Origin of the sequence: Nonomuraea indica, from assembly GCF_002850745.1 — a bacterium.
Classification (GTDB): domain Bacteria; phylum Actinomycetota; class Actinomycetes; order Streptosporangiales; family Streptosporangiaceae; genus Nonomuraea; species Nonomuraea indica.
On the sequence record NZ_PJOK01000049.1, the window covers coordinates 101,503 to 126,996 of the forward strand.

A 25,494-nucleotide genomic window follows, 5' to 3' on the forward strand; every position below is an offset into this window, starting at 1 on the left:
ACGGGACACCAGGGCGAGCCGCCGGGACACCCCGTCAGGGCGTCGGCGGCCGGCGGCACGCGGGCCCGGGCGGCGGAGCCCCGCGATGCCGCCGGTGCCTCACACGACCGCGCCGGAGCCGTCGCGCCGGAGCTTCTCGCGCGGCTTGGGCGGCTCGGGAGGCGGCTGCTTGCTGAACCGTTCGAACTCGATCGCCAGCGGTCCGGCCACGAACGACGAGGACGCCGTGCCGGCCACGATGCCGATGATGAGCGCGATGGCGAAGTCGCGCAGCGAGTCGCCGCCGAAGACGGCGAGCGCGCTGAGGATGAACAGCGCGCCGAGGCCGGTGTTGACCGTGCGCGGCACGGTCTGCAGGATCGCGCCGTTGACGATGCGGGCGAACGGCGCCGTGCGGTCCGCCGTCCACATCTCGCGCACCCGGTCGAACACCACCACCTTGTCGTTGATCGAGTAGCCGATGATGGTGAGCATGGCCGCCAGGAAGACCCCGTCGATCGGCTTGCCCAGCCAGGCGAAGACGCCGACGACGGCGGCCGTGTCCACCACCAGGGCGGCGACCGAGGCCGCGCCGAACGTCCACCTGAACCGGACCGCCAGGTAGAGCAGCTGTGCGGCCAGCGCCACGCCGAGTGCGATGAGCGCGTTGCGGCGCAGCTCCTCGCCCAGGCTGGGGCCGATCAGCTCGTCGCGCTGCTTGGTCACCTCGCCCACCCGGCCGTCGAGCGCGGCCTCGATGCCGGCCACGTCGTCGGCGCTGATCTGGCCGGCGCGCACGGTGACGACGTTGCCGGACGACTGCACGACCGCCGACGGGTGTCCCGCCTCGGCCACGGCCTGCCGGGCCAGGTCGGCGCCGACCGGCTTGGTGGCGGCGAACTCGACGATCCGGCCGCCGGTGAACTCCACGCCGAAGTTCAGGCCCTGGGCGAGCAGCCCGGCGACGGCGGCGGCCACCACCGCGGCGGCGACGGCCAGCCAGAGCCGGCCACGGGCCATGAGCTGCGGGTCGCGGGCGGTCACCCAGGTGCGGACCCTGCCCACGGAGCCGAGCCCCGACAGGCGGGGGCCCACCCGTCCGATCACGAGGTGGGTCAGGACCCTGGTGATGAGCATGGCCGAGATCAGCGAGGCGAGCACGCCGATGGCCAGGGTCACGCCGAAGCCGCGGACCGGCCCCGAGGCCAGGAAGAACAGCAGCCCGGCGGCCAGCAGCGTGGTGATGTTGGAGTCGGCGATGGCGCTCCAGGCGTTCTTGAAGCCCCGGTCCAGCGCCGTCCGCAGGCCGAGCCGGGACGAGCGGGCGTACTCCTCCCTGGCCCGTTCGAACACGAGGACGTTGGCGTCCACGGCCATGCCGATGGCCAGCACGAAGCCGGCGAGTCCCGGCAAGGTGAGCGTCGCCCCGATGGCGACCAGGGCGGCGTAGGACAGGAGCCCGTACAGGGCGAGGGCGATGGCGGCGAGCAGGCCCACCAACCGGTAGACGGCGATGATGAACACCGCGGTGAGCAGCACGCCGGCGACGCCCGCCTTGGCGCTGGCCTCGATGGCCTTCTCGCCGAGCGTGGGGCCGACGGTCCGCTGCTCGATCAGCTCCATGGGGACGGGAAGCGCGCCGCCCTTGATGAGCACGGCGAGGTCCTGCGCCTCCTGAGGCGTGAAGGAGCCGGTGATCTGCGTTGACCCGCCCGGGATGCCGGCCCGGCAGGGCACCGACGGGTCCACCTGCGGCGAGGAGATGATCTCGTTGTCGAGCACGATGGCCAGCCGCCGCTTGGGGTCGCCGACCGGCTCGCACCCGGCGGCTCCGGTGAGCCGCTGCCACGCTCCGGGGTCGCGGAAGTCGACGGTGACGAACCAGCCGGGCCCCTGCTGGGGGTCGGTCCGCGCGGCGGCGTCGGTCACGCCGTCACCGGTGATGGCTGCCGGGCCGAGCGAGAGCTTCTGCCCCGACTCGTCGGCCACGGCCTTCTTGTCGTCGGCCGCGGCCACGCCGAGCACGGGATGGAAGGTGAGCTGGGCGGTGCGGCCGATGACCTCGGCGGCCTTGCGCGGGTCGAGCACGCCGGGCAGCTCGACGATGATCCGCCGCTCGCCGGACCTGACGAGGGTGGGATCGACGACGCCGAGCGCGTCGGCGCGCCGCCGGAGCACGTCGAGTGCCCGGTCGGTGGCCTCGGCGTCGGCCTTGACGGTGGGCGAGTCGCGCGTCTCGAAGACGAGCTGGGTGCCGCCGCGCAGGTCGAGGCCGAGGCGCGGCGACATGGAGAACGCCAGGAAGAATGCGGTGGCGACGAGGACACACGTGACCACCGCGCGCCACAGGGGCGCACGGGACATGGAAGCCTCCACAGGCTGTCGATGGGATGGACGTCAGCGCGTCGTGGAGGGCGGCCCCCTGGCCGGGGCGGCGGCGTGGCCCGGCTGGGGAGGCGCGGAGTGTCCGCCGGGTGCGGCGGTCACCGGCCGCGGGCGCCCGGCGGGGCCCGCGGCGGCCGGGAGGACGGCCACGCCGCCGATCGAGGCGTGCGGGCCGGTGGGCAGGTGGACCCGGGGCGCGCGCTCGTCGCGGGGGTGACCCATCGCCTGGTCGGCGGGGAGGAGCGCGGACTGCGCGGCGAGGCCGCGGTGTGTGGCGTGGCCCGCGGCGGGGACGAGCAGGTGCAGCAGGAGGAGCAGCGCAGCGGTGAGCCTGGTCCGCACGTCTCCTCCCTTCGTCGGGCCGCATGCAGCCGAGGCCCAACCTACCCCTGCCGGGGTCCGCGGGCCGAGCTGATGAGGTCGTGTCCCTCGTTGATGAGGGAGCCGACGAGGATCCGGCCGCCGCCGGGGAGGGAGGCGAGGCGCAGCATCGCGTCGCGGGCGGCGATGCGCCACCGCCCGGACGGCGCCATCCAGTGGACGAACCGGCGGCCGAAGCGCTGCACCTCCAGGACGACCGGCCGCATCCGCCGCTGGTAGCGGGCCAGCGCGTCGAGGACGTCGCCGGCGGCACCCCGCTCGCCGGTGGCGCCCAGCTCGTCGGCGAGCACCCAGGCGCCGGCCATGGCCAGCGAGGCGCCGTGCCCGGCGAACAGCGAGACGGCCTGGCAGGCGTCGCCGAGCAGCACCACCCGCCCCCTGCTCCACTCGTCCACGTGCACCTGCGTCACCTGGTCGTAGTAGAGCACGGGCGGGTCCGGGCAGTGACGCAGCGCCTCCGGCAGGATCCAGCCCAGGTCGCCGTAGTGGTGCCGCAGCGCGGCGCGGGGGTCGGCGGGCAGGCCGGGGTCGGCCTCGCGGCGCAGGAACAGCATGGTGAGCCGGCCGTCGCCCAGCGCGTACGTGCCCGCCATCAGGCCGGGCACGGTGAGCATCTCGTAGCGTTCGCCCACCCGCCGGCTGAGCTCCGGGTCGGTCAGGGTGTAGGCGGCCACGTGGTGGCCGAGGTGGCGCACGAAGGGGTGGTCCTGCTCGAAGGCCAGCCCGCGCACCCGGGAGTGCGCGCCGTCGGCGCCCACGAGCAGGTCCACCCGCCGTTCGGTGCCGTCGGTCAGCCGTACGGTGACGCCGTGGCGGTCATGGGCGGCGGCCTCGACGCTGACGCCGTAGCGGACGGGGGCGCGCACGTCGTCGTGGACGGCGCGGGCCAGCTCGCCGCGCGGCAGGCTGACGACCTTCTCGGCGAACTCCGCCGGCATGGTGAGCCGGCTGGTCGGCCGCCCGTGACGGTCGACGTAGGCCAGCTCGGTGACCGGGTGGCGGGCCCGCTCCAGGCGGTCGCCGAGGCCCATCCGGCTGGCGACCTCGTGGCCCGGCCCATAGAAGTCGATCATGTAGCCGCCGTCGCGGAAGGCGGGCGCCCGCTCGACCAGCTCCACCTCCCAGCCCGAGCGCTCCAGGTACCAGGCCAGCGTGAGCCCGGCGACGCCGGCGCCGCAGACGAGCACCTTCACCGCTGCCCTCCCTCCGGCGGGACGCCGAGCATGGCGCGCAGCGGTCCGGCGAGCGTGGCCGGGTCGAGGGCCGGGTCGAGGGCGCGGTGCAGCACCAGGCCGTCGATCAGGGCGGCGATCACCACGGCTGACTGCTCGGCCCGAGCGCCCTGCCCGTGCTCGCGCAGCCAGCCGGCGACCCGTGACCGGAAGCCGTCGACCAGCGCGCCCAGCTCGGCGCGCAGCCCGGGCTCGCGCCCGGCCGCCAGGAACATCTCGGCGAGCAGCAGCGAGGCGGGGTCGGTGCCGCTGTAGCGGGACAGCTCCCGCAGCAGCCAGTCGATCCCGTCGGCCACGCTCGGCCGGCTCGCCAGCTCGGCTCCTGTCTGCTCCAGCAGCTCCCGGGCGAAGCCGACACCGGCCGCCACCAGCAGGTCGGACACCGAGGCGAAGTGGTAGTGCACCACCCCGGCGTTGACGCCCGCCCGCTGGGCCACCATCCGGGTCGAGACGCCGCTCCACCCCACCTCGCCGATCAGCGACACGGCGGCCCGGAGCAGCCGCTCCCGCGTCGCCCGGCCCCGCTCGGCCGACACCTCTGCCACGCGAACCTCCGAGTTGGTCGTACGCCTTGGTCATTTGTCTTGGGCGTTCGACCAAATAGTAGGCAGCGGGCCCCCATGGCGTCCAGAGCGGGATGGCCTTTTGACCGAAGCGATGGAATAGTCGCATTACCGACAGGGGAGATCCCAGGCATTCCGCTCTTTTGAGGTGTTCGCCATGGTCCCTGCACGACGACTGCTCCGCGGTCTGCTCTACGGCTCCCGATACGACCGCGTGCCCTGGGGCCAGCGCGTCTACGTCCGCCCCGGCGAACGGCTGCTCCGGGAGGCGCAGTGGCGGTGGCGGATCCGGCGGGCTCCCGTGCTGTCCCTTGCCGAGTACGCCTCCGAGCTGCCGCTGGGCGAGATCGAGGAGTTCCTCAGCTGCATGATGTGCGGCGAGTCCCGCCAGCAGCCGATGTTCGAGCCGACCGGCGCGGGCAAGGGAGGCACCGGCAGGACATGGCGCTACCACGTGGTCCGCTGCCCGTCCTGCGGCTTCCTCTACCGCAATCCCAACATCCGGCCGGAGCGGCTCGGCGATCTCTACTCCAGCGGCTACAGCGGTTTCCTCACCGGCACGTACGCGGCCAACCGGCAGCGTCGCTACAACCTGACGATGGAGGCGTTCTCCCCCGTCCTCGACGACGGCGAGGGGCGGCGGCTGCTCGACTTCGGCTGTGGCGTCGGCCTGTTCCTGGAGCTGGCGGAGCAGCGGGGCTTCGACGGCTACGGGGTGGACCTGTCGCCCGACTCCGTGACGCAGGCGAACGCGCGGCTGAAGCGGGCGCGGGCCTACTTCGGGGCGCCGCAGGACGTGCCGCAGATCGCGGCGGGCGGGTTCGACGTCATCACGCTGTGGTCGGTGCTGGCCCACCTGCCCCGGCCGCTGGAGGACTTCGCGAGGTTCCGGGAGCTGCTCGCCCCGGGCGGGGTGCTGCTCATCCTGACGGTCAACGCCCGGTCGCTGCTTCTCAAGGCGTACGGGTCGGCGTGGAGCGGGTTCACCAAGAACCACCTGATGTTCTACAGCGCCGAGACGTTGAGGACGCTGCTGCGCCGTACCGGGTTCGAGGGGGTCGCGTACGCGCCGCACTACGGCGACACGGTCGAGGCGGGCACCACGAGGCTGCCCGAGCCGCTGCGCCGGCGGCTGCGGCAGGCCGTCGAGGCGAGCGACGGCGGCAACATGATGCGCGCGCTGGCCTTCGCCGACGAGGCGGCCGTCGCCCGCTGGGGCGACCGGCTGACGATCCACCGCCTGCGCGACCGCACCGCCGCCTCGGACGAGCGCGCCGACCTGGACCTCACCGGTTCCTCCGGGACGGGCGCCCTGACCTGACCGGCCGCGCCCCTGTCGCGACCGATTGACCGCCGCCTTCCGGCCGAACTACATTCGGCGCACCCGAAGGCGAGGAGCGCTCGTGAACCTGCCCGAGACCGGCAGACCCGTCGGCGACCTGCTGGCCGAGATCGCCCGGCTCAAGCGGCACGACCTGCCCGTCAGGGGCGGTCAGGTGACCGCCTACGTCTACGACACCGGCCGGCCGGCGGCGCACGAGGCGGCGGCCCGCGCCTACGCCGAGATGCTGGAGGTCAACGCCCTCGACCCGACCGCCTTCCCGAGCGTGGTCGAGATGGAGCGGCAGGTCGTCGGCGCGGTCGCCGACCTGCTGGGCGGCGGCCACGGCGTCTTCACCAGCGGCGGCACCGAGTCGATCATGCTGGCGGTGAAGGCCGCCCGCGACACGGCCCGCCGCGAGCGGCCCAACCTCGTGGTCCCCGTCACCGCCCACCCCGCCTTCCACAAGGCCGCCCACTACCTGGGCCTCACCGTGCGGGCCGTGCCCGTGGACCTCGGCACGTACCGGGTCCGGCCGGACGCCGTCCGCGACGCGATCGACGACGACACCGTGCTGGTCGTCGCCTCCGCGCCCTCCTACCCGCAGGGCGTCGTGGACCCGGTGACCGAGGTGGCCGCCGTGGCGGCGGCCGCCGGTGTGCCGTGCCACGTGGACGCCTGCGTGGGCGGCTGGCTGCTGCCCTGGTTACGCGAGGCGGGCGCGGCGGTCCCGCCGTTCGACCTGTCGGTGCCGGGCGTCACCTCCCTCTCCTGCGACCTGCACAAGTACGGCTACGCCCCCAAGGGCGCGTCGGTCGTGCTGTTCGCCGACCCGGCCATGCGCCGCAGGGCGTACTTCGCCTCAGCCGCCTGGCCTGGCTACACCGTGGTCAACGCCACCGTGCAGAGTTCCCGGTCGGCCGGACCGCTGGGCGGCGCCTGGGCCACGCTGCACGCCCTCGGCCGGCAGGGCTACGTCGAGCTGGCCCGAGCCACGCTGGAGGCGTCGGCCGCGCTGCGCGCCGGCCTCGCCCGCGTGCCCGGCCTGCGGGTGCTCGGCGAGCCCGAGTCGGCGCTGGTCGCCTTCGCCGGTGACGGTGTGGACGTGTTCACGCTGGCCGACGAGGCCCGCGCGCGCGGGTGGTTCCTGCAGCCGCAGCTCTCGTACGCGGGCATCCCGGCCAACCTGCACATCACCGTCACGGGCGTGACCCTGGCCGGGGTGGAGGCGATGCTGAAGGTGATCGCCGAGTCGGCCGGGGCCGCCCGGCGGCGCGGCCCCGTCCGGCTTCCCGAGGGGCTGGTGGAACTGGTGGCGGGGCTGGACCTGGACGCGCTGACCGACGCGGAGTTCGCCGAGCTGGCCGCCTCGGTCGGGGTGGACCTGCGGCCCGGCTCCGGTCAGCCGGAGATGGCCGTGGTCAACACCGTCCTCGACGCGCTGCCGGCCGCCTCGCGTGAGGCGGTGCTGGTGCGGTTCCTGTCCGTCCTCTACGGCTGAGCCGCCATCCGCCGTGGCGGCTGTTGAACGATCGACAGACAGCACGACGGGCTCTCTCGGCTTGTGGAAGTACTACGCCGTCGCCGAGGACGCCCACCCGTGGCACGACGCCGCCGCGCCGCGCTACCGCGAGCAGGCCCTGTACGACCTGTCCGGCGACCCGCACGAGCTGTCCACCCTGATCGGCCTGCGCTCGCACCGGGAGCAGGCGGCGCTGCCGCACGAGCGGCTGGCGCGCCGGATCACCGAAGCCGGCGAGGCGGAGCCGGTCATCGAGCCCGCACCGGAACACGATCCGGGCGGCAGCTGATGACCGACCCCGCCGTGCGGCTGGGCGGCCCTGTCCCGGTCAGGTTCGGCCACCAGCCGCCGAGGACGGCGTGAGCGCTCAGGTGCGGCGCCAGCGCGCCTCACCGAAGCAGTAGCCGGCGAACAGCAGCAGCCCGAGCGCCACCAGCACCAGCAGCCACGGCCCGGCGGGCGTCTCGGCGAACGCCCGCAGCGTCGCGTCGATGCCGCCGGCCTTGTCGGGGTCGGCGGTGAACGCCGCCTGCACGACGAAGATGCCGGCCAGCCCGGCGATGGCGCCCCTGGCCAGGTATCCGGCCGTGCCCAGGCGGTCCATCAGCTGCCTGGCCCGCGGCGACATCCGTTCCGTGGCCAGGTCCTCGCGGAACTTCTTGGTCAGCCCGGAGCGCACCCAGTACACGCCCAGCCCGATGATGCCGAGGCCGATGAGGCCCACGATGAGCGGCCCGCCGGGCAGGTCGAGCAGCTTGGCGGTCACGTCCTGCGACTTCTTGTCCTCGGAGGCGGCCCCTCCGGCGAGCAGCACGCTCAGCAGGGTGAAGACGATCAGCACGTACACGGCGGTGCGGAGCGCCGCCTCGACGCGGTCGAGGGTCTTGAGCCCGCCGAACAGCGCCTCCGACGCCTGCCAGAGCGACAGCGCCACGAAGCCCGCGACCATCACCCACAGGATCACCGACCCGAACGGCAGCTCCGCCACCGTGGCGATCGCGCCGCCCTTGTCTGCCTGCTCCTTCGCCCCGCCCAAGGCGATCTGCACCGCCAGCACGCCGATCAGCGCGTACAGCACGCCGCGGCAGGCCAGCCCGACGCGGGTGAGCCGGTCCATCATGGGGTGCCGGACCGCCCGCCGCGCCGCGGCCGTGGCCTGCCGGCCCGCGTTCGTTGTCGTCACCGCTCCTCCTAGGGGATCGCCCGAAGGACTCCCGAGTGCCCTGGAACGCGGGCTTTAGGCGTGAAAAGTGCGTCACCGGGGGGTGAGAACCCACTCCGGGGCGCCCTCCTTCCGGCTGTCGCCCGTGCCGGTCAACGGCGTCATCCTGGTGCCGTCCACGCTGACCAGCACGAGTCCCGCGTCGCACTCGTTCGGACAGGCCCCCCGGCAGCCCAGCGCGACGACGGTGTCGTCGTCCGCCCACGCCAGGAGCTGGAGAACCCGCTGGCGGCCGACCGCGTCGCCGGTCCGGACGTCGGTGATGCGGGTGGGCAGGCCGGGTGCCCCGAGGAGGCGGGTCCCGTCGGGCGAGAGACGTGACCAGCCGTTGCGGCCGGGGTAGCGGTCCTCGGCGGGCGCGTCGTGCGGCCGCCCGTCCGGCGTCCGGTGGACACGGCTCGGCTGCCTCAGGGCGCTCGGCTCCCAGATCAGCGAGCCGTCAGCGCTCCACCCCAGGTCCTGCCGGCTGTCGTCGTCGCTCGGGCCGCCGGAGAAGTCCGGTTCGCGGCCACGCATCGGGGGCCGGGCATGGTGTTCGGCCTCTCCCGTGACGACGTCCACGAAGTAGTAGCCGGTTCCTGGTGCCGGCGAAGTGCTCCATGCCGGACGCGGGAGGACGGGTGTCCCCCCGCGTCCGGGCTGGTCAGCTCGCGGACTGTACGGCCACGCGGGCCGCGGCGGCGGCCTCCCGCCTCGGGATGGTCCTGAGGTTGAAGGCGTACCGTGCGGTGGAGTCGGCGATCGCGTCGGAGTTCACGTCGAGCGCGGTCGCGTCGATGTTGGCGATGGTGTCGCACGCCTGGTGGTAGCAGGGGTCGTAGGCGGTGCCCGCCGTGCCGCCGAACAGGGCGGCCTCCTCGGGCGTCTTGATGCCCTCGGCGCCGGTGAAGATGCCGCCGGACGGGATGCCCACCGCGATGAACGGGCCGTAGTCGGAGCGGCCGTCGAAGTCGGTGCCGACGTGGCCGAGGTCACGGGCGTCGTAGAAGGCCTCGAACCGCTTCTCGATCTCGGCCGAGCCGGGCGGACCGGCCGGCGAGCCGACGTTGTCGGAGTTGTCGCCGTCGTACAGCTTGATGGCGTAGTTGGGCGAGGCGACCATGTCGAAGTTCAGGTACAGCCTGATCCGGTCACGTTCGGCCTGCGACAGGTCCGCCACGTACTGGTCGGAGCCGAGCAGCCCGAGCTCCTCGGCGGCCCAGAACGCGAAACGCACCTTGTTGCGCACCGGGAACCGCTTCATCTGCAGGGCGGTCTCCAGGATGGCGGCGCTGCCGGAGCCGTTGTCGTTGATCCCGGGACCCTCGGGGACGCTGTCGAGGTGCGCGCCGACCATGACGACGTTGCGCGGGTCGCCGTGGCGGGTCTCGGCGATCACGTTGTGGTCGGTGCCGAGTTGCAGCGTGGCGTCCACCTTGAGCCGGACGGTCGCGCCGGCGGTGGCGGCCAGCTCGTTGCCGACGGCGAAGTCGGCGAACACCATCGGCACGCCGGCCCGCCACTCGCCGATGTCGAGCGGGAAGGCGTCGGTGCGGCCCGGCTGGCCCTCGTTGAAGACGATGATGCCCGACGCCCCCGCGGCGCCCGCGTTGCGGATCTTCTGGGCGAAGGCGCAGGTGCCGCGCTGGATCAACGCGATGCGTCCCTTGACGAAGCCCTCGAAGTCGGACATCTCGCAGCCGCTCGTCGAGCTGGGCGTCGGGGTGGGCGGCAGGGTCAGGTCCACGCCCTGGACCTGGGCGGTCACGTCGCCGGCCGGGGAGGGCCGGAAGGTGTGGAAGTCCTCGTTCGGGGTGTAGGTCTTCTGGCCGGGCGCGGTCAGGGCGAGCGTGGGCGGGTTGTTCTCCGTCCAGCCCTGGACGAAGTTGATCGGGTCCAGGGTGACCCGGTATCCGGCCCTGCGCAGTTTGTCCGCCACGTAGTCGCGGGAGGCCGCGTAGCCGGGCGTGCCCGCGGCGCGGTTGCCTCCGTTGGCCGTGGCGATGGCCTGCAGGGCGTCGAGGTGCTTCTTGGCGTTGGCCCCCGTGACCTCCCTCACCAGGTGCCTGGCGAAGATTTCGTCGGCCGTCTTCGCCTCGGCCGGGCCGGTCATGACCAGCGGCAGGGCGATTGCCGTAATCAGGGCGGCAGTGCCCTTGAAAACGGATACGCGCATAGGACTCCTCCAACAGCAGAAACGGCCGCAAGATCCCCCGAGGCAGCCTTATTGGAAGGTATCCCCCGGTGTGGGAAACGGCTAGGGCCCGATTACGAATACGAACGTTCATGAGTCCGGGCGTTGATCGACGACGCGCCGGTCCCTGGTGCGGCCTTCGACATGGGTTCGCCCGATCGGGGCAGGGTGTGCCCCGTACGCGTCCACTACCGGAGGAGGACCCCATGTCGGAGCCCGACGACCGCCCGCTGGCCGACCGGCGCGACAACCCGGAGGACTACGACGAGGCGGACTTCGCCGAGGAGTTCGTCCCCTCGCCCACGGACCCGGCCAACCAGCCGGAGGGCGATCCGCACGAGCGGGTGTACGGCGAGGACGAGGGTTACGACCGGCCCACCGGCGCCTGACCCGCCTCGGCGCGCGTGGCGGGACGCCTTTCGACCGCGCGCTCCCGGGTAGGGGCGGGCCCATGAGATATCACGTGCTCGCCTGCGACTTCGACGACACCCTGGCCACGCACGGCACGGTGGCCGACGAGACCGTCAAGGCGCTGGAGCGGGTCTCCCGCTCCGGCCGGCGGCTGCTGCTGGTGACCGGCCGCGAGCTGGACGACCTGCTCGCCGTGTTCCCGCACGCCGACCTGTTCGACCTGGTGGTGGCCGAGAACGGGGCGCTGCTCTACGACCCCGGCGAACGGACCAGGGACGCGCTGGCCGAGCCGCCGCCGCGTGACTTCGTGGAACGGCTGCGCGGGCAGGGCGTGACACCGCTCGGCGTCGGTGCCGTGATCGTCGCCACTCGCGAGCCGTACGACGAGCAGGTGAACGACGCCATCCGTGACCTGGGCCTGGAACTCCAGGTGATCAGGAACAAGGGCGCGGTCATGGTGCTGCCGCCCGGCGTGAACAAGGCCAGCGGGCTGGCCACCGGCCTCCAGCGGCTCAACCTGTCGCAGCACAACGTGGTGGCCGTCGGTGACGCCGAGAACGACCATGCCTTCCTGACCGCCGCCGAGTGCGGCGCCGCCGTGGCCAACGCCGTGCCGGCGCTGCGCTCGCAGTGCGACCTGCCGCTCGACGGGGAGGCCGGCGCGGGCGTGGTCGAGCTGGCCGAGCTGCTGCTGTCGGGCGAGCTGGACGAGCGCCGGGTGCCCCGGCACGACGTGCTGCTGGGTCGGAGCGACGGCGGCGGCGACGGCGGGGACGGGGACGGCGACGGGGGCACCGGTGAGGACGGCCGTGAAGTGCGGTTGCCGCCGTACGGGACGGGGCTCGTCGTGGCCGGGCCGTCCGGCGGCGGCAAGTCCACGGCCACGACCGCGCTGCTCGAACGGCTCATCGAGGGGGGCCACCAGTGCGTGGTGATCGACCCGGAGGGCGACTACGCGGAGTTCCCCGAAGCGGCCGTGCTGGGCGACCCCGACCGGCCGCCGGGCATCGAGGAGGTGCTGCGGTTGCTGGAGTCACCCGAGCAGAGCGCCGTCGTCAACATGATCGGCATGCCGCTGCGCGACCGGCCGGCGTTCTTCACCGAGCTGCTGCCCCGGCTGACCGCCCTGCGCGCGCGGCTCGGCCACCCGCACTGGGTCGTGGTGGACGAGGCGCACCACCTGATGCCGGCGGAGCTGCAGGAGGTGCCGATCAAGGACGTGCGCGACCTCGGCTCGATCCTGATGATCACCGTGCATCCGGAGGCGCTGAGCCCGGCGGCGCTGCGCCTGGTCGGCCACGTGCTCGCGGTGGGCGACCGGCCCGGCCGCACGCTGGCCGCCTTCGCCGACGCCCTCGGTGAGCCGGGCCCGGCCGGGGACGGCCTGCCGGAGCACGGGGTGGTGCTGTGGCGGTGCGGCTCCGGACGCGCCCAGCCGGTCGAGGTGGAACCGGCCCGTACGGAGCGCACGCGGCACCGGCGCAAGTACGCGGCGGGCACCATGTCCAAGGACAAGAGCTTCTACTTCACCGGCCCGCAGGACCGCCTGCGGCTGCGCGCCCGCAACCTGCACACGTTCATCGAACTGGGCGAGGGCGTGGACGAGGAGACCTGGACCTACCACCTTGGCCGCGGCGACTACTCCGCGTGGATCCGCGAGTCGCTGGGCGACGACGAGCTGGCCGACGAGGTCGCCGCGGTCGAGCGGGACGAGGGCGACGCCGGTGAGAGCCGGCGCCGCGTCACCTCCCTCATCGAGGAGCGCTACACGCTGCCGTCCGAGCCGACGAGGTACGACCCGGACCATGACGACTGACGCTCACGGGACGATCCGGTAGTAGGTGAGGAACCGTCCGTCGTCGTCGAGGACGTGAACGGCGACAGAGGGCGGCACGTCGAGGTCCACCGGCCCCGGCCCCTCCTCCCACGGCAGCCTGAGGTTGTTGACCACGCCCGGAGCCGTGCGCAGCGGGCGCCCGCCCAGGGTCGTGGCGACGGCCGCGTGGCAGTGGCCGCACAGCAGGGCCGCCACGTTCGGGTGCCGGGCCACCAGGGCGGCGAGCCCGTCGGGGGCCCGCATCCCGATGGCGTCGAGGGCCGGGTGGTGCAGCACGACCGGCTGGTGATGGAAGGCGACGAACACCGGGACGTCACCGGGCGTCTCCGCCAGCACACCGGCGAGCCAGTCGAGGGTCTCTTCGGCGAGGCGGCCGCCGGCCTGCCCCGGGATCGTGGAGTCGCACAGGGCGTAGACGGCCCCGGCCGTCCGGTGCACCTGGTTGATCGGCTCGCCGGACGGCGGCTCGCCGAGCATCACGCGGCGGAACTCCGCCCGGTCGTCATGGTTGCCCGGGCAGAGGAACGTGGGGTGGCGCAGGGAGAGCAGCTTGCGCGCCTCCTCGTACTCGGCGGCCAGGCCGTTGTCGGCGATGTCGCCGGTGACCAGCACGGCGTCCAGGTCGTACGGCAGGGCGTCCAGGAAGGCGGCCACCCGGCGCGTCCGCTCGGAGGCGCGGGCCCCGCCGTCGAGGTGGGTGTCACTGAGGTGCGCGATTACGATCACGGTCAGGTCCTCTCCCGGTGGTCGCTCGGCCCGTCGCCGAGCGCGGCTCCTCCCGTCGCTCCCGCTGGGCCCCGCCGCGACGCATCGCCCGTCGATCCGGACCACGAGCGGCGCGCACCTTTCCCCACGAAGGGTGGAAATGCGGGCGCCGGGGTATCTCACTGGTGAGATTCGCAGGTAATCAGCGGGATCCACAGGTAGCGTCCCACGTCATGACCTGGCAGCGAAAGGTGAACCAGGCGCTCGGCAGGCTCGCCGGCGTCCGGTTGGAGCGGGTCAGACCGGCCCCGTCGCCGCCCGCCGAGCCGGAGCAGCGGGAGCGGCCGGAGATCAGGCCGCCCGCCGACCCGGGCCTCGACCGGCTGCTGATCGCGCCGGTGTTCGTGCTGTCGCCGGTCCGGTCCGGCTCCACGCTGCTGCGCGCGATGCTCGACGCCCATCCCCTGCTGCACGCCCCGCACGAGCTGCACGTGCGCCGGCTGACCGTCGGCTTCGGAACGCCGCTGGCCAGGAACGCCATGGAGGCGCTCGGCCACAACCAGGCCGACCTGGAGCACCTGCTGTGGGACCGGGTCCTGCACCGCGAGCTGGTCCGCAGCGGCAAGCAGTACATCGTGGACAAGACGCCCGCCAACGCGTTCGCCTACCGGCGCATCGCCACCTGCTGGCCCGACGCGCGCTTCGTCTTCCTGCTGCGCCACCCCGCCTCGATCGCCGCCTCCTGGTACGAGGCGAGCCCCGGCAGGCGCTCCCGCGAGGAGGCCGCGGCCGACGCGCTGCGCTACATGAAGGCCGTGGAACGTGCCAGGAAGGCCCTGCCCGGCCTGACCGTCCGCTACGAACGGCTCACGGCCGACCCGGAGGGCGTCACCAGGGCCGTCTGTGAGTTCCTCGGCGTCCCGTGGACGCGGAAGATGCTGGACTACGGCACGCCGGGCGTGGTGCGCAAGGGGCTGGGCGACTGGCAGGACAAGATCCGTTCCGGCGCCGTCCAGCCCGGCCGCGACCTGCCGGACCCCGGTGAGATCCCCGAGTCCCTTCGCCCGATGTGCGAGACCTGGGGCTACCTGTGAAGATCCGCTACCTGCTGCTGCACGCCTACGGGGTGGGCGGCACGATCCGCACGGTGTTCAACCAGGCGGGCGCGATGGCCGCGCTCGGTCACGAGGTGACGGTCGTCAGCGTCGTCCGCCGTCGCAACACCCCGCAGTTCGGCCTCGACAGCCGGGTGCGGATCGAGGCGCTGGTCGACCAGCGCGGCGGGGTGCGGCCCGACTCCCTCGGCCGCCGGGTCTGGCGGCGGCTGCGGGGCAGGATGGTGCCGCGCGGCGAGTTCGCCGCCGGCTACTTCACCGAACGGGTGGAGCGGGCCGTCATCGACTACGTCTCCTCGCTGCGCGACGGCGTCCTCGTCACCACCCGGCCCGCGCTCAACCTCATCGCCGCCCGGCGCGCGCCGGAGAGCGTCGTCCGGGTGGCGCAGGACCACATGAACCTCGACGCCTACCCCGCGACGGTCCGCGAGGACATCGCCCGCCACTACGGCCGGTTCGACGCCGTGGTGGTGCTGACGCGCTCCAACGAGCTCGCCTACCGCGAGCTGCTGCCGCGGACGCCGGTCCTGCGCATCCCCAACGCCGTCGAACCGTCCGGCGAGCCGTCCCGGCAGGAGAACCCCGTCGTGGTCGCGGCCGGCCGGCTGGTCCGCCAGAAGGGCTTCGACCTGCTCGTCCCGGCGTTCGGGCAGGCCGCCCGGCGGCACCCGGAGTGGGAGCTGCGCATCTTCGGCTCGGGGAGCCAGAAGGCGGCTCTGGCCGCGCTCATCGACGCCCAGGGGCTCGGCGACCGGGTCCGCCTGATGGGCCGCACCAGCCGCCTCGACGGCGAGCTGGCGCGCGCCTCGATCTACGCGCTGTCGTCCCGCTTCGAGGGGCTGCCGATGGTGATGATCGAGGCGATGGGCCATGCGCTGCCGGTCGCGGCCTTCGACTGCCCCACCGGCCCGGCCGACGTGCTGACGCACGAGATCGACGGTCTGCTCGTGCCGCCGGGCGACGTCGCCGCCCTGGCGGCCGCCCTCGACCGGCTCATGGGCGACCGCGACCTGCGGCTGCGCCTCGGGGCCGAGGCCGCGCGCACCGCCCGGTCGTACGCGCCGGAGGCGGTGATGCCGATGTGGGTGGACCTGTTCTCCCGGCTGCTCGACGGGCGGCCCGTCGGCGACCGGCACGAGACCCGCTAGGAACCGGTCGGCGCCACCTGGTCGATCACGAAACGGCTGTTGGGCAGGGCGGGCGCCCGCCACCGCTCGACGCGCAGGTCCTGGGCCGGCACGCCGTAGGTCATCCAGCGGGTCAGCGCCGTCACGGCCACCTTCATCAGGTCCACGGTGATCCACTCGCCGGGGCACCGATGCCCCCGGTGGTGGTCGCCGCCGCCCTGCGGCACCAGCTCGTACGCCCCGGGCTCGCGTCCGGCGAACCGCTCCGGCCTGAACTCCTCCGGCCGGTCCCACAGGCGCGGATCGTGGTCGGTGCCGTGCAGGTCGAACAGGACGCGCCGCCCCTGCGGGAAGTGGTGTCCCCGCCACTCGAACGAGCGGGCCACCCTGGCCGCGACCGCGGGGAAGAACGGGTAGAAGCGGCGCACCTCCTGGACGAAGTGCTCCAGGTAGGCGTCGTCGCCGTCGCGGATGCGCTCCCGGCAGCCGGGCTGGGCGTGCAGCGCCATGGCGGCGAACGTCACGTACCGGCCGACCGCCACGGTGGGGCGCAGCACGTTCAGCACCTCGACGGCCGCCGCCCGGGGGTCGAGCTGCCGCCCGTCGGCGTCGCGGTGGCCGGCGACGGTTCCCAGGGCGGTGCCCTCGTACGGCTCCGGCCGCTCGCGCACCCGCTCGACCAGGCGGGCGATGCCCTGCTCGGCTCGCAGGCGGGCCCGCCGCCCGCGCAGGTAGCGCGGCCCCACGGCGGCCGGAGCCTCGATCATGGCCAGCAGCTCGCCGGTCATCCACGGGACGTGCCGGGGCGCCGGCCGCAGGCCCGCCCACTCGCACACCGCCTGGCACAGCAGCCTGTTGACCTCGTCGTACAGCACGACGTGCGGCATCCGCGCCCAGATCGGGATGCGCTCCCGCCAGCCGCGCCCCGTCAGCTCGACCAGCCGGCCGCGTGCCGCCGGCGTCATCAGCGACATGAACATCGCCTTGCGCGCCCGGTGCGCCTCGCCGTCGAGCGACTGGACGCCGCCCTCGCCGAACAGCGTCCGCAGCAGCCGCCCCGGCGCCGCGCCCTGCCGGACGAACCGCTCGGGATCGTAGAACACCCGCGCGGCCTCGGCCCCCGTCATGCACGTGGTCGGTCGCAGCAGCAGCCGCGTGTCGAAGACGTCGACGCCGAGCGCCCGCGCCCGGTCGCCGATGTAGGTGTAGGGGCTGAGCCGGAAGGCCACGGTGTCGTCCGGGCCGACACCGGACACGGACGGCCCGAAGTGCTCGGTCACCGCGGCGTGCTCGCTCGGAGGCGTTCCCAGAATGGTCATGGACGGCCACTATCCCCGTTCGATCAGCGGAAACCTCCGCCGGTCACGTCGCGGAGCGCGGCCGTTTCCTGGTGTCCCCTCCTGCGGAGGCGCGCCCCTGAGCCCGTATCGCGGTCACCCGTGCCCCAGGCCTGCCCTTCCTGCCGTGAAGCCGACTAAACTGCGTGTGATCGCGGAAGAGAAGACGGTGACGACGAGCAGATGACGGTAACGCTGATCGATCCGGGAGTGGAGGCGGCGAGGCTGGCGGCCGTCCGGCGCTACCAGATCCTCGACACGCCCCCCGAGGACGCGTTCGACAGGGTCGTGCAGCTCGCGGCGCGCGTCTTCAGGGTGCCGATGGCCTCGCTGACGATCGTGGACGAGGACCGGATCTGGTTCAAGGCTCGGACGGGCCTGCCCGGCGGCCTGACGCAGCTTCCCCGCGACGGGGGTCTGTGCGCCTCCGCGATCACGCAGTCGGGCCCCTACGTGGTGAGCGACGCGCTCACCGACCCCCGGACGGCCGACCATCCGCTGGTGACCGGTGAGCCGCGCGTCCGCTTCTACGCCGCCGCCCCGATCACCACGGCCGACGGCCACCGGCTGGGCACGGTCAACGTGCTCGACGTCCGGCCGCGCGAGGTCAGCGAGGAGGAGCTGGGCACCCTCACCGACCTGGCCGCCCTCGTGGCCGGTGAGCTGGAGACGCGGCTCGCCGCCCGGTCCGCCGTCGAGCGCGAGCGCCGGCTGCGCGAGCAGGCCGAGGCGGAGCGGGGCCGGCTGGAGCTGCTGACCTCGACGCTGCGCCGGGTGCTGCTGCCGCCCTCCCCGCCCAAGGTGCCGGGTCTCGACATCGCCACCCACTACCACGTGGCCTCGGCCGATCAGGTAGGCGGCGACTTCTTCGACGTCTTCCGGGTCGACGAGAACGACTGGGGCTTCTTCCTCGGCGACGTGTGCGGCAAGGGCGCCGACGCGGCGGTGGTGACGGCCCTGGCCCGCCACACGCTGCGCGCCGCCGCCGTCTACGCGGGCGACCCCGAGGACGTGCTGACCAACCTCAACGCGGTGCTGATGGACGAGTTCCTGGGCGCCGACCCGTGCTACTGCACCGTCGTGTACGGCGTGCTCACGCCGGGCGACGACGGGGTGCGGATCAGGCTGGCCGGAGGCGGCCATCCGCCGGCGCTGGCCGTCCGCGCCGACGGCACGGTGGACGCCGTCCACACCGAGGGCGGGATGCTGGTCGGGCTGCTGCCCGAGGCCCGGTTCTCGGTGGCGAGCACGTTCCTGCATCCGGGTGACGGCTTGCTGCTCTACACCGACGGGCTCACCGAGGCGCGCACCCGCGCCGGACACATGTACGGCGAGGACCGCCTGATCAGCCTGGCGGCGTCGCTGGCCGGGCAGCCCGCGCAGGCCATGGTGTCGCGGCTGGAGGAGACGCTGTCCGCGTTCGGCCCCGGCCTGACCGACGACACGGCCATCCTGTCCATGACCGTCCCTCCGATCGTGAGAAGGCAATCCCGGTGACCGCACCTGTTCAGCTGAAGCAGATCTCGGCCGACGCCGCCACCGGCACGTGCGTCCTGGCCCTGAGCGGTGAGCTCGACTACATCAGCGCGGCGCAGCTTCGCACCGACATGGAGAGCGCGCTGACGCCCGACCACCGGCATCTCGTCCTCGACCTGAGCGGGCTGGAGTTCTGCGACTCCACCGGCATCCGGACGTTCCTGGTGTTCCGCAAGCTCATCCTCCAGCGGGGCGGCACGGTCGCGCTCGCGGGGCTGACCGCGCGGCTCGACCGGGTCTTCCGCATGACGGGGCTCTCGCAGGCGTTCGACCTCTACCCGAGCGCCGAGCAGGCGACCGCCGCCATCACGGGAAAGAGCTGACCGGCTCCGGGTCGATCGTCCGCCAGCCCTAAAAGCAGACAAAGGCCGCATATCGGCCTAGTGGCACATCTTGCGCGTATCCCTGCGTAGGCGGCAGGCGATATTCGTCATTGGAATGCCAAGTTTCCTTGGCCGACCGCGACGCAGGTGACGGGCTATGGTTCGTCCATGGCGACCTGCGCTCGACCCCGTCCCTCCGCACCGTGGGACCCCTGATGTCCCGGCTGACGTTCGCGCACCGGCATCTGCCCGGCATCACGGTGGTCACCCTGGCCGGCGATCTGGACGCCACGAACGCCGGCCGGCTGGAGACCTTCCTCGCGGACGTACGGCGGCCCGGCGACCACCTCGTCTTCGATCTGGCCGAGATCCACTTCATGGACAGCGCCGGCCTGCGCGCCCTGCTCAACTCCTACACGTCCGCCGCCCGGCTCGGCGGCAGCGTCAGGCTGGCCGCGCTCCAGGCCATGCCGGCCCGGATCGTCGAGATCACCCGGGTGGACACGCACCTGCCGGTCCACAGGACGGTCGAGGACGCGCTGACGGCCGTCCGCACCCCGCCCGAACCTCCTCGCCGCCCGATCAGCGACACGATCGACAGCACGGGCAGCGGCAGCGGCACGAGCGCCGCCTGACCCCCGCCACGGGCGCCCACCGACGCGCACAGCGACCTCCGCCGCAGGCGCCCGCCGATACGCGCACCGGCCTCCCGCTACGGGCGGCCGCCGACGCGCGAGGCGAGCTCCTTGAGCCGCCCGGCCGGGCCGCCGTCCGGGGCCAGCGGCGCCGTGTCCATCCCGGTCCCCTCGCGCAGCCCCTCCATCATCTCCATCAGGGCGTCGGCGGCCGAGTACCGCGGCGTCCAGCCCAGCACCTCACGGGCCCGCCGGGTGTCCATCAGGGGCAGTTGCAGCAGCATCTCCAGCAGTCCCGGCGCCGCGGGCAGCAGCCGCAGGTGCCAGCCGGCCGCCATGGCGCTGCGCGCCACCCACGCCGACACCGGCACGGTCCGCGCCCCGAGCAGCCGGGCCAGCTCGGCCGGCTCCAGCACGGGCTCGGCGGCCAGGTTGAACGCGCCCGAGACGGGACGGGTGACCGCCAGCCGGTACGCCTCACCCGCGTCGTCGGCGTGCAGCGCCTGGAACCGCAGTCCCGGGATGTCCGGCACCACCGGGATCAGGCCCGGCCGCACCAGCCGGCGTGGGACGAACGGACCGCCGAACAGCCGGCGCTGCTCGGTGGCCGCCTCGCGCTTGAAGATGAAGCCCGGCCGCATGCGGACCACGCGGATGTCCGGGTTGTCGTGCTCGAAGACGTCGAGGACGCGCTCGACGTACGCCTTCTCCCGCCCGTACGCGGCGCCCGGCCAGCCGTGGGTCGGCCAGGTCTCGTCGACCGGCGGTTCGCCGGCTCCGGGCGAGTACGCCCCCACCGACGAGGCGTACACGAGGGCGGGCACCCCCGCCTCGGCCGCCGCGCGGAAGACCCGCATGCTCCCCAGCACGTTGGCCCGCCAGGTGACGGTGGCGTCCCTGGTCGGCTGGAACAGCCACGCCAGGTGCACCACGGCGTCGGCCCCGTCGAATATCTGGGCCAGGTCGGCGGTGACCACGTCGGCCTGCCGCCACTCGGTGCGGGCGCCCCGCCAGCCGGGCGCCCGCCTGGCCACGCCGACGACGGACGTCACGTCCGGGTCGGCCTCCAGGGCACGCACGACGCTCGTGCCGACGTTGCCCGTCGCCCCGACCACGATCACTCTCATGAGGTGTCTCGCTGCCCGGGCGCCGGGTCCCGAAACCCTACGGCTGGAGCAGCACCTTGATCGCGCCGTCCTGCTTCTTCTGGAAGATCTCGTAGGCGTGCGGCGCCGCGTCGAGCGGCAGCCGGTGGGTGGCCAGGTCCATCACGCCCAGCGGGTCGGCGTCGTCGGCGACCAGCGGCATCAGGTCGTCGATCCACCGCTTGACGTGGGCCTGTCCCATGCGCAGCGTGATGCCCTTGTCGAACATGCGCAGCATGGGCAGCGGGTCGGTCATGCCGCCGTAGACGCCGCTGACGGAGATCACGCCGCACCGCCGTACCGCGTCGATCGCCTGGTTGAGCACCGCCAGCCGGTCCACGCCCGCCTGGGTCATCAGCGGCGCGGCCACCATGTCGGGCAGGAAGCCGGTGAGCGTCTGGGCGAGCTTGGCGGCCGGCGAGCCGTGGGCCTCCATGCCGACGGCGTCGATGACCGAGTCGGTGCCGCGCCCCCCAGTGAGCTCCCTGATCGCGTCCGGCACGTCGCCCGCGCTCCGGGCGTCGACCACCTCGACGCCGTGCCTGCGGGCCATCTCCAGCCGTTCGGCGACGCCGTCGACGCCGATCACCCGGTAGCCGCGGTGCCGGGCGATGCGGGCCGACATCTGGCCGATGGGACCGAGGCCGAAGACGGCGACGCTGCCGCCTTCGGGCACCTCGGCGTACTCGACGGCCTGCCAGGAGGTCGGCAGGACGTCCGACAGGTAGACGAACCGCTCGTCCGGCGGCCCCTCCGGCACCTTGATCGGCCCGAACTGGGCCTGCGGCACGCGCAGGTACTCGGCCTGCCCGCCGGGCACCTGGCCGTACAGCCGGGTGTAGCCGAACAGCGCGGCTCCCATGCCGTGCTCGCGCACCTGGGTCGTCTCGCACTGGGCGTACAGCTTCAGGTCGCACATGGGGCAGTGGCCGCAGGCGATGTTGAACGGCACGACGACCCGGTCACCGGGCCTGATGTGCCGCACCTCCGCGCCGACCTCCTCGACGACGCCCATGGGCTCGTGCCCGAGGATGTCGCCCTCGGTCATGAACGGGCCCAGCACCTCGTACAGGTGCAGGTCGGACCCGCAGATCGCGGTCGAGGTGATCCTGACGACGGCGTCGGTCGGCTCCTTTATCGCCGGGTCGGCGACCTCTTCGACCCGCACGTCCCGCTTGCCGTGCCATGTGACAGCCTTCATGGGTCTGCTCCTCCGGTCGGCTGTCTGCCCGCATACCCACACACCCGGCGTCAAACGGTCCCCGGGTCAGGAGTCGGCGGCCTTGCGCAGCATGTCGAGGTGGTTGCGCAGGGAGGGCAGCGTGGACTTGGCCAGCGCCACCACCTCGGGCGCGCTGCCCCGGTTGATCTGGCGCCGGGTGGCGGCGATGGCGTCCTTGTGCGACTTGAGCATCTCGGCGACGAACCTGCGGTCGAACCGCGCGTTCGGGGCCTGCGCCAGCGCCTGGGCCTGCTTGCGGTGGGCCTCGGTCAGCGTGCCGGGCAGGTCGACGCCGAACCGCTGCGCGTTGCGGAGCAGCTCGCCGTCGATCTTGGCGCGCTCGGCGACCAGGGTCTCGCCCAGCGCCTTGACCTCGGCGCTCTTGGCCCGGCTCTGCGCCAGGCGGGCGACGTGGATCTCGGCGATGCCCCCCTGATGGATCGTGCGCAGCCAGGTGCGGTCCTGGCCGGACAGGTTGGCGGCCGCCGCGGCGGGCGCGTTGGCGGGCGCGCCGTCGGTGGCGGCGGTGTCGGTGGTGGCTCCCCCGCAGCCCGCGGCAGCGGTGACGGCGAGGGTGGCGAGAAGCAGGCTCAGGTGCGAACGGCGCATCGACATGGAATCCCCACTTGTTTCGAGCACTCAGCGTATGGCCACAAGTAGACACCTTTCGGATGCGCAGAGTAATCGAGCTACGCAAGGGGGTTTACACAATGTGTATCCAAACAATAACGTCGCGTAGCGAAACCGTTGCCGGAAGGGGCGCCAGGTCATGGCATTGAGCTTCACGCGCAATCTGGTCGGGCCGCGCATCGACGAGCGCCTGCTCGGCTTCCTCGACTCCTGGCGTGCCCCCGTCTCCGACCCCGACGTCGTGGCGGCGTACGAGCTGCTGACCGACTTCATCATGAGCGGCGGCAAGCGCATCCGCCCGCAGCTGTGTTACTGGGGGTGGTGCGGGGCCGGCGGCGACGACTGCGAGGAGATCATCAGCGCGGCGGCGGCCCTGGAGCTGTGCCACGCCGGGCTGCTCATCCACGACGACATCATGGACGGCAGCGACCTGCGGCGCGGCCACGCGACCGTGCACCGCCGGCTCGCCGCGCTGCACCAGGGGCCGGGCTCCGACACCTTCGGCCAGGCGGCCGGCATCCTGCTCGGCACGCTCAGCCTGGCCTGGGCCGACGCGCTGCTGTCGTCGTGCGGGGTCGAGCCCGCCCGGCTGCGCGTGGCGCACCACCTGTTCGACGCCATGCGCAGCGAGGTGATCAGCGGCCAGTACCTCGACATGCTCGCCCAGCTCCGGGCCGGCGTGTCGGTGCAGCAGGCGCTCACGGTGATCCGCTACAAGACGGCCAAGTACACCGTCGAGCGGCCGCTGCAGATCGGCGGCGCGCTGGCCGGGGCGCCGCCGGAGCTGCTCGACGCCTACTCCCGCGTCGGCCTGCCGCTCGGCGAGGCGTTCCAGCTGCGCGACGACGTGCTCGGCACGTTCGGCTCGTCGGCCGAGACCGGCAAGTCGGCCCTCGACGACCTGCGCGACGGCAAGCACACCGTGCTGTTCGCGCACGCCGTGCAGCGGGCCACGCCCGCGCAGCGCACCTACCTGCGCACCTGGCACGGCCATCCCGAGCTGACCGAGGAGCGGGCGGACGACCTGCGCGCGATCCTCGTCGAGACGGGCGCGCTGGCCGAGGTCGAGGAGATGATCGCCGAGCGGGTCCGCGAGGCGGAGGCCGCCATCGCAGCCGCGCCGATCGAAGCCGCGGTGCGCGAGACCCTGACCGTGCTGGCCGGCGAGCTGGCCCACCGCGACCGCTGAGCGGCCACCTCGGCCCCTTTGGAACGTTCCACCCTTTCATGTCCCCTATGGAGAACGGCGGCACACCGACCATGACAGAGACGACCGAGCCGGCCCTGCCGGGCGGGCAGCAGCTCAGCCTCAGCACCGAGGCGGCGCGCAACCTGTCCACGACCACCAAGACGGCCCCGCAGATGCAGGAGATCACCTCGCGGTGGCTGCTGAAGCTGCTGCCGTGGGTGCAGACCTCCGGAGGCGTCTTCCGGGTCAACCGGCGGCTCACCTACACCCTGGGCGACGGCCGGATCACGTTCACCACGACCGGCGCCGAGGTGCGGGTCATCCCGGCCGAACTGACCGAGCTGGCGCCGCTGCGCGGCTTCGCCGACATGGAGGTGCTGGAGGCGCTGGCCGAGCGCTTCACCCAGCGCGAGTACGAGCCCGGCCAGGCGATCGTCACCGAGGACACGCCGATCGACCAGCTCGTCCTCATCGCCCACGGCCGGGTGGCGATGACCGGCCACGGCGCCTACGGCGACGAGCAGAGCCTCGGCGTGCTGGCCGACGGCGACCACCTGGGCGAGCAGTTGCTGACCGGGGCGGGCCGCCACGGCTTCACCGCGCGGACCACGACCGCGTGCACCGTGCTCACCCTGTCGCAGCACGACTTCCGCCAGGTGCTGGAGCAGTCGGCGGAGCTGCGCGAGCACCTGGCGGACATCCAGGCACGCCAGGCCAGGGCCAGCAACGACTACGGCGAGGCCGCGATCGAGCTGTCGTCCGGCCACACCGGCGAGCCGACGCTGCCCGGCACGTTCGTCGACTACGAGCTGAGCCCGCGCGAGTACGAGCTGAGCGTCGCCCAGACGATCCTGCGCGTGCACACCCGCGTCTCCGACCTGTACAACCAGCCGATGAGCCAACTCGACCAGCAGCTCCGGCTCACGATCGAGGCGCTGCGCGAGCGGCAGGAGCACGAGCTGGTCAACAACCGCGACTTCGGCCTGCTGCACAACGCCGACTTCGGCCAGCGCATCCGCACCCGGACCGGCCCGCCCACCCCCGACGACCTCGACGACCTGCTGGCCAAGGTGTGGAAGGAGCCCGCCTTCTTCCTGGCGCACCCCCAGGCGATCTCGGCCTTCGGCCGGGAGTGCTCCAGGCGCGGCCTCTACCCCCAGTCGAGCGAGCTCAACGGGCACCGGGTGCCGGCCTGGCGCGGTGTGCCGATCTTCCCGTGCAACAAGATCCCCGTCTCCGAGGCCCGGACGAGCTCGATCATGCTGATGCGCGTCGGCCAGGACAACCAGGGCGTCGTCGGCCTGCACCAGACGGGCATCCCCGACGAGTACCAACCGAGTCTGTCGGTCCGGTTCATGAACATCAACGAGAAGGCGGTCATCTCCTACCTGGTCAGCGCCTACTACTCGGCCGCCGTGCTGGTGCCCGACGCGCTCGCCGTCCTGGAGGACGTCGAGCTCGGCCGCGACAACTGACGGTGCCGGTCCGGCCGAGAGGGTGGTGT

24 protein-coding genes are annotated in these 25,494 nt (G+C 73.2%); 12 read left to right on the top strand and 12 right to left on the bottom strand.

What is annotated here, in order from left to right; genetic code table 11:
• Positions 1 to 99: 99 nt before the first annotated feature.
• From secD to CXR44_RS35460, 4 genes are read right to left on the bottom strand one after another with little or no spacing between them, the layout of a single operon-like run.
• Positions 100 to 2,343, bottom strand: coding sequence for a protein translocase subunit SecD (gene secD, locus CXR44_RS35445; RefSeq protein ID WP_101790509.1), 2,244 nt, complete (start codon positions 2,341 to 2,343; stop codon positions 100 to 102).
• Positions 2,344 to 2,376: 33 nt separating this feature from the next.
• The gene (locus CXR44_RS39865; RefSeq protein WP_180903865.1) at positions 2,377 to 2,706 is read right to left on the bottom strand and encodes a hypothetical protein; all 330 of its coding nucleotides are present in this window, start codon (positions 2,704 to 2,706) and stop codon (positions 2,377 to 2,379) included.
• Positions 2,707 to 2,747: 41 nt separating this feature from the next.
• Positions 2,748 to 3,938 carry an FAD-dependent oxidoreductase gene (locus tag CXR44_RS35455; protein ID WP_101790511.1) on the bottom strand — a complete coding sequence of 397 codons (1,191 nt, stop codon included), beginning with the start codon at positions 3,936 to 3,938 and terminating at the stop codon, positions 2,748 to 2,750.
• Positions 3,935 to 4,522, bottom strand: coding sequence for a TetR/AcrR family transcriptional regulator (locus CXR44_RS35460; protein WP_180903866.1), 588 nt, complete (start codon positions 4,520 to 4,522; stop codon positions 3,935 to 3,937). Before CXR44_RS35460 ends, CXR44_RS35455 begins: the two co-directional genes overlap by 4 nt.
• 175 nt (positions 4,523 to 4,697) lie before the next feature.
• Between CXR44_RS35460 and CXR44_RS35465 the strand changes: the two genes are divergently transcribed.
• The 3 genes from CXR44_RS35465 (at position 4,698) to CXR44_RS35475 (ending at position 7,672) form a co-directional block, all read left to right on the top strand.
• Positions 4,698 to 5,861 carry a class I SAM-dependent methyltransferase gene (locus CXR44_RS35465; protein WP_144070207.1) on the top strand — a complete coding sequence of 388 codons (1,164 nt, stop codon included), beginning with the start codon at positions 4,698 to 4,700 and terminating at the stop codon, positions 5,859 to 5,861.
• Positions 5,862 to 5,943: 82 nt separating this feature from the next.
• A complete protein-coding gene (locus CXR44_RS35470) occupies positions 5,944 to 7,362 on the top strand; it encodes a pyridoxal phosphate-dependent decarboxylase family protein (protein WP_101790513.1) in 1,419 nt (472 codons plus the stop codon).
• Between the two features lie 61 nt (positions 7,363 to 7,423).
• On the top strand, positions 7,424 to 7,672 hold the full coding sequence (locus tag CXR44_RS35475) for a hypothetical protein (RefSeq protein WP_101790514.1): 249 nt from the start codon (positions 7,424 to 7,426) through the stop codon (positions 7,670 to 7,672).
• A gap of 78 nt (positions 7,673 to 7,750) precedes the next feature.
• Here CXR44_RS35475 and CXR44_RS35480 read toward each other — a convergent pair whose 3' ends face one another.
• From CXR44_RS35480 to CXR44_RS35490, 3 genes are all read right to left on the bottom strand, one after another.
• Positions 7,751 to 8,566 (bottom strand): DUF1206 domain-containing protein, encoded by an 816-nt coding sequence (locus CXR44_RS35480; protein ID WP_245899836.1) that lies wholly within the window; start codon positions 8,564 to 8,566, stop codon positions 7,751 to 7,753.
• 72 nt (positions 8,567 to 8,638) lie between these two features.
• Complete coding sequence (locus CXR44_RS35485; RefSeq protein ID WP_101790515.1) at positions 8,639 to 9,166, bottom strand: hypothetical protein; 528 nt, start codon at positions 9,164 to 9,166, stop codon at positions 8,639 to 8,641.
• An 82-nt stretch (positions 9,167 to 9,248) separates the two neighbouring features.
• Positions 9,249 to 10,760 (bottom strand): M28 family peptidase, encoded by a 1,512-nt coding sequence (locus CXR44_RS35490; RefSeq protein ID WP_101790516.1) that lies wholly within the window; start codon positions 10,758 to 10,760, stop codon positions 9,249 to 9,251.
• A 224-nt stretch (positions 10,761 to 10,984) separates the two neighbouring features.
• On the opposite strand from CXR44_RS35490, the gene CXR44_RS35495 reads away from it, so the two are divergent.
• Positions 10,985 to 11,167, top strand: a complete 183-nt coding sequence (locus tag CXR44_RS35495) for a hypothetical protein (protein ID WP_101790517.1) — start codon at positions 10,985 to 10,987, stop codon at positions 11,165 to 11,167.
• A gap of 62 nt (positions 11,168 to 11,229) precedes the next feature.
• Positions 11,230 to 13,005, top strand: coding sequence for an HAD hydrolase family protein (locus CXR44_RS35500; protein WP_101790518.1), 1,776 nt, complete (start codon positions 11,230 to 11,232; stop codon positions 13,003 to 13,005).
• A gap of 3 nt (positions 13,006 to 13,008) precedes the next feature.
• Here CXR44_RS35500 and CXR44_RS35505 read toward each other — a convergent pair whose 3' ends face one another.
• Positions 13,009 to 13,752: a metallophosphoesterase gene (locus tag CXR44_RS35505; protein WP_101790519.1), complete on the bottom strand. Its 744-nt coding sequence runs from the start codon at positions 13,750 to 13,752 to the stop codon at positions 13,009 to 13,011.
• A 212-nt stretch (positions 13,753 to 13,964) separates the two neighbouring features.
• Here CXR44_RS35505 and CXR44_RS35510 point away from each other — a divergent pair, with 212 nt between their 5' ends.
• Together CXR44_RS35510 and CXR44_RS35515 are read left to right on the top strand one after the other, a co-directional pair.
• Entirely contained in the window at positions 13,965 to 14,825 is an 861-nt protein-coding gene (locus CXR44_RS35510) for a sulfotransferase family protein (RefSeq protein ID WP_101790520.1), read from the top strand.
• On the top strand, positions 14,822 to 15,994 hold the full coding sequence (locus CXR44_RS35515; RefSeq protein ID WP_101790521.1) for a glycosyltransferase family 4 protein: 1,173 nt from the start codon (positions 14,822 to 14,824) through the stop codon (positions 15,992 to 15,994). The genes CXR44_RS35510 and CXR44_RS35515 overlap by 4 nt, the downstream gene beginning before the upstream one ends.
• Here CXR44_RS35515 and CXR44_RS35520 read toward each other — a convergent pair.
• Complete coding sequence (locus tag CXR44_RS35520) at positions 15,991 to 17,292, bottom strand: cytochrome P450 (protein WP_101790522.1); 1,302 nt, start codon at positions 17,290 to 17,292, stop codon at positions 15,991 to 15,993. The two genes, CXR44_RS35515 and CXR44_RS35520, sit on opposite strands and share 4 nt — an antisense overlap.
• A gap of 201 nt (positions 17,293 to 17,493) precedes the next feature.
• On the opposite strand from CXR44_RS35520, the gene CXR44_RS35525 reads away from it, so the two are divergent.
• From CXR44_RS35525 to CXR44_RS35535, 3 genes are all read left to right on the top strand, one after another.
• A complete protein-coding gene (locus tag CXR44_RS35525; RefSeq protein ID WP_101790523.1) occupies positions 17,494 to 18,807 on the top strand; it encodes a PP2C family protein-serine/threonine phosphatase in 1,314 nt (437 codons plus the stop codon).
• Positions 18,804 to 19,169 (top strand): STAS domain-containing protein, encoded by a 366-nt coding sequence (locus tag CXR44_RS35530; protein WP_101790524.1) that lies wholly within the window; start codon positions 18,804 to 18,806, stop codon positions 19,167 to 19,169. Before CXR44_RS35525 ends, CXR44_RS35530 begins: the two co-directional genes overlap by 4 nt.
• A gap of 215 nt (positions 19,170 to 19,384) precedes the next feature.
• A complete protein-coding gene (locus tag CXR44_RS35535; protein WP_101790525.1) occupies positions 19,385 to 19,804 on the top strand; it encodes an STAS domain-containing protein in 420 nt (139 codons plus the stop codon).
• Between the two features lie 77 nt (positions 19,805 to 19,881).
• Here the strand turns inward: CXR44_RS35535 and CXR44_RS35540 are convergent, their stop codons facing one another.
• The 3 genes from CXR44_RS35540 to CXR44_RS35550 all read right to left on the bottom strand — a co-directional run bounded on the left by CXR44_RS35540 (position 19,882) and on the right by CXR44_RS35550 (position 22,780).
• Positions 19,882 to 20,931 carry an NAD-dependent epimerase/dehydratase family protein gene (locus CXR44_RS35540; RefSeq protein WP_101790526.1) on the bottom strand — a complete coding sequence of 350 codons (1,050 nt, stop codon included), beginning with the start codon at positions 20,929 to 20,931 and terminating at the stop codon, positions 19,882 to 19,884.
• Between the two features lie 37 nt (positions 20,932 to 20,968).
• A complete protein-coding gene (locus CXR44_RS35545; RefSeq protein WP_101790527.1) occupies positions 20,969 to 22,150 on the bottom strand; it encodes a zinc-dependent alcohol dehydrogenase in 1,182 nt (393 codons plus the stop codon).
• 66 nt (positions 22,151 to 22,216) lie between these two features.
• The gene (locus CXR44_RS35550; RefSeq protein WP_180903867.1) at positions 22,217 to 22,780 is read right to left on the bottom strand and encodes a DUF4142 domain-containing protein; all 564 of its coding nucleotides are present in this window, start codon (positions 22,778 to 22,780) and stop codon (positions 22,217 to 22,219) included.
• A 160-nt stretch (positions 22,781 to 22,940) separates the two neighbouring features.
• On the opposite strand from CXR44_RS35550, the gene CXR44_RS35555 reads away from it, so the two are divergent.
• Positions 22,941 to 23,990 (top strand): polyprenyl synthetase family protein, encoded by a 1,050-nt coding sequence (locus CXR44_RS35555; RefSeq protein WP_101790529.1) that lies wholly within the window; start codon positions 22,941 to 22,943, stop codon positions 23,988 to 23,990.
• Positions 23,991 to 24,061: 71 nt separating this feature from the next.
• On the top strand, positions 24,062 to 25,465 hold the full coding sequence (locus CXR44_RS35560) for a family 2B encapsulin nanocompartment shell protein (RefSeq protein ID WP_101790683.1): 1,404 nt from the start codon (positions 24,062 to 24,064) through the stop codon (positions 25,463 to 25,465).
• Positions 25,466 to 25,494: the final 29 nt, after the last annotated feature.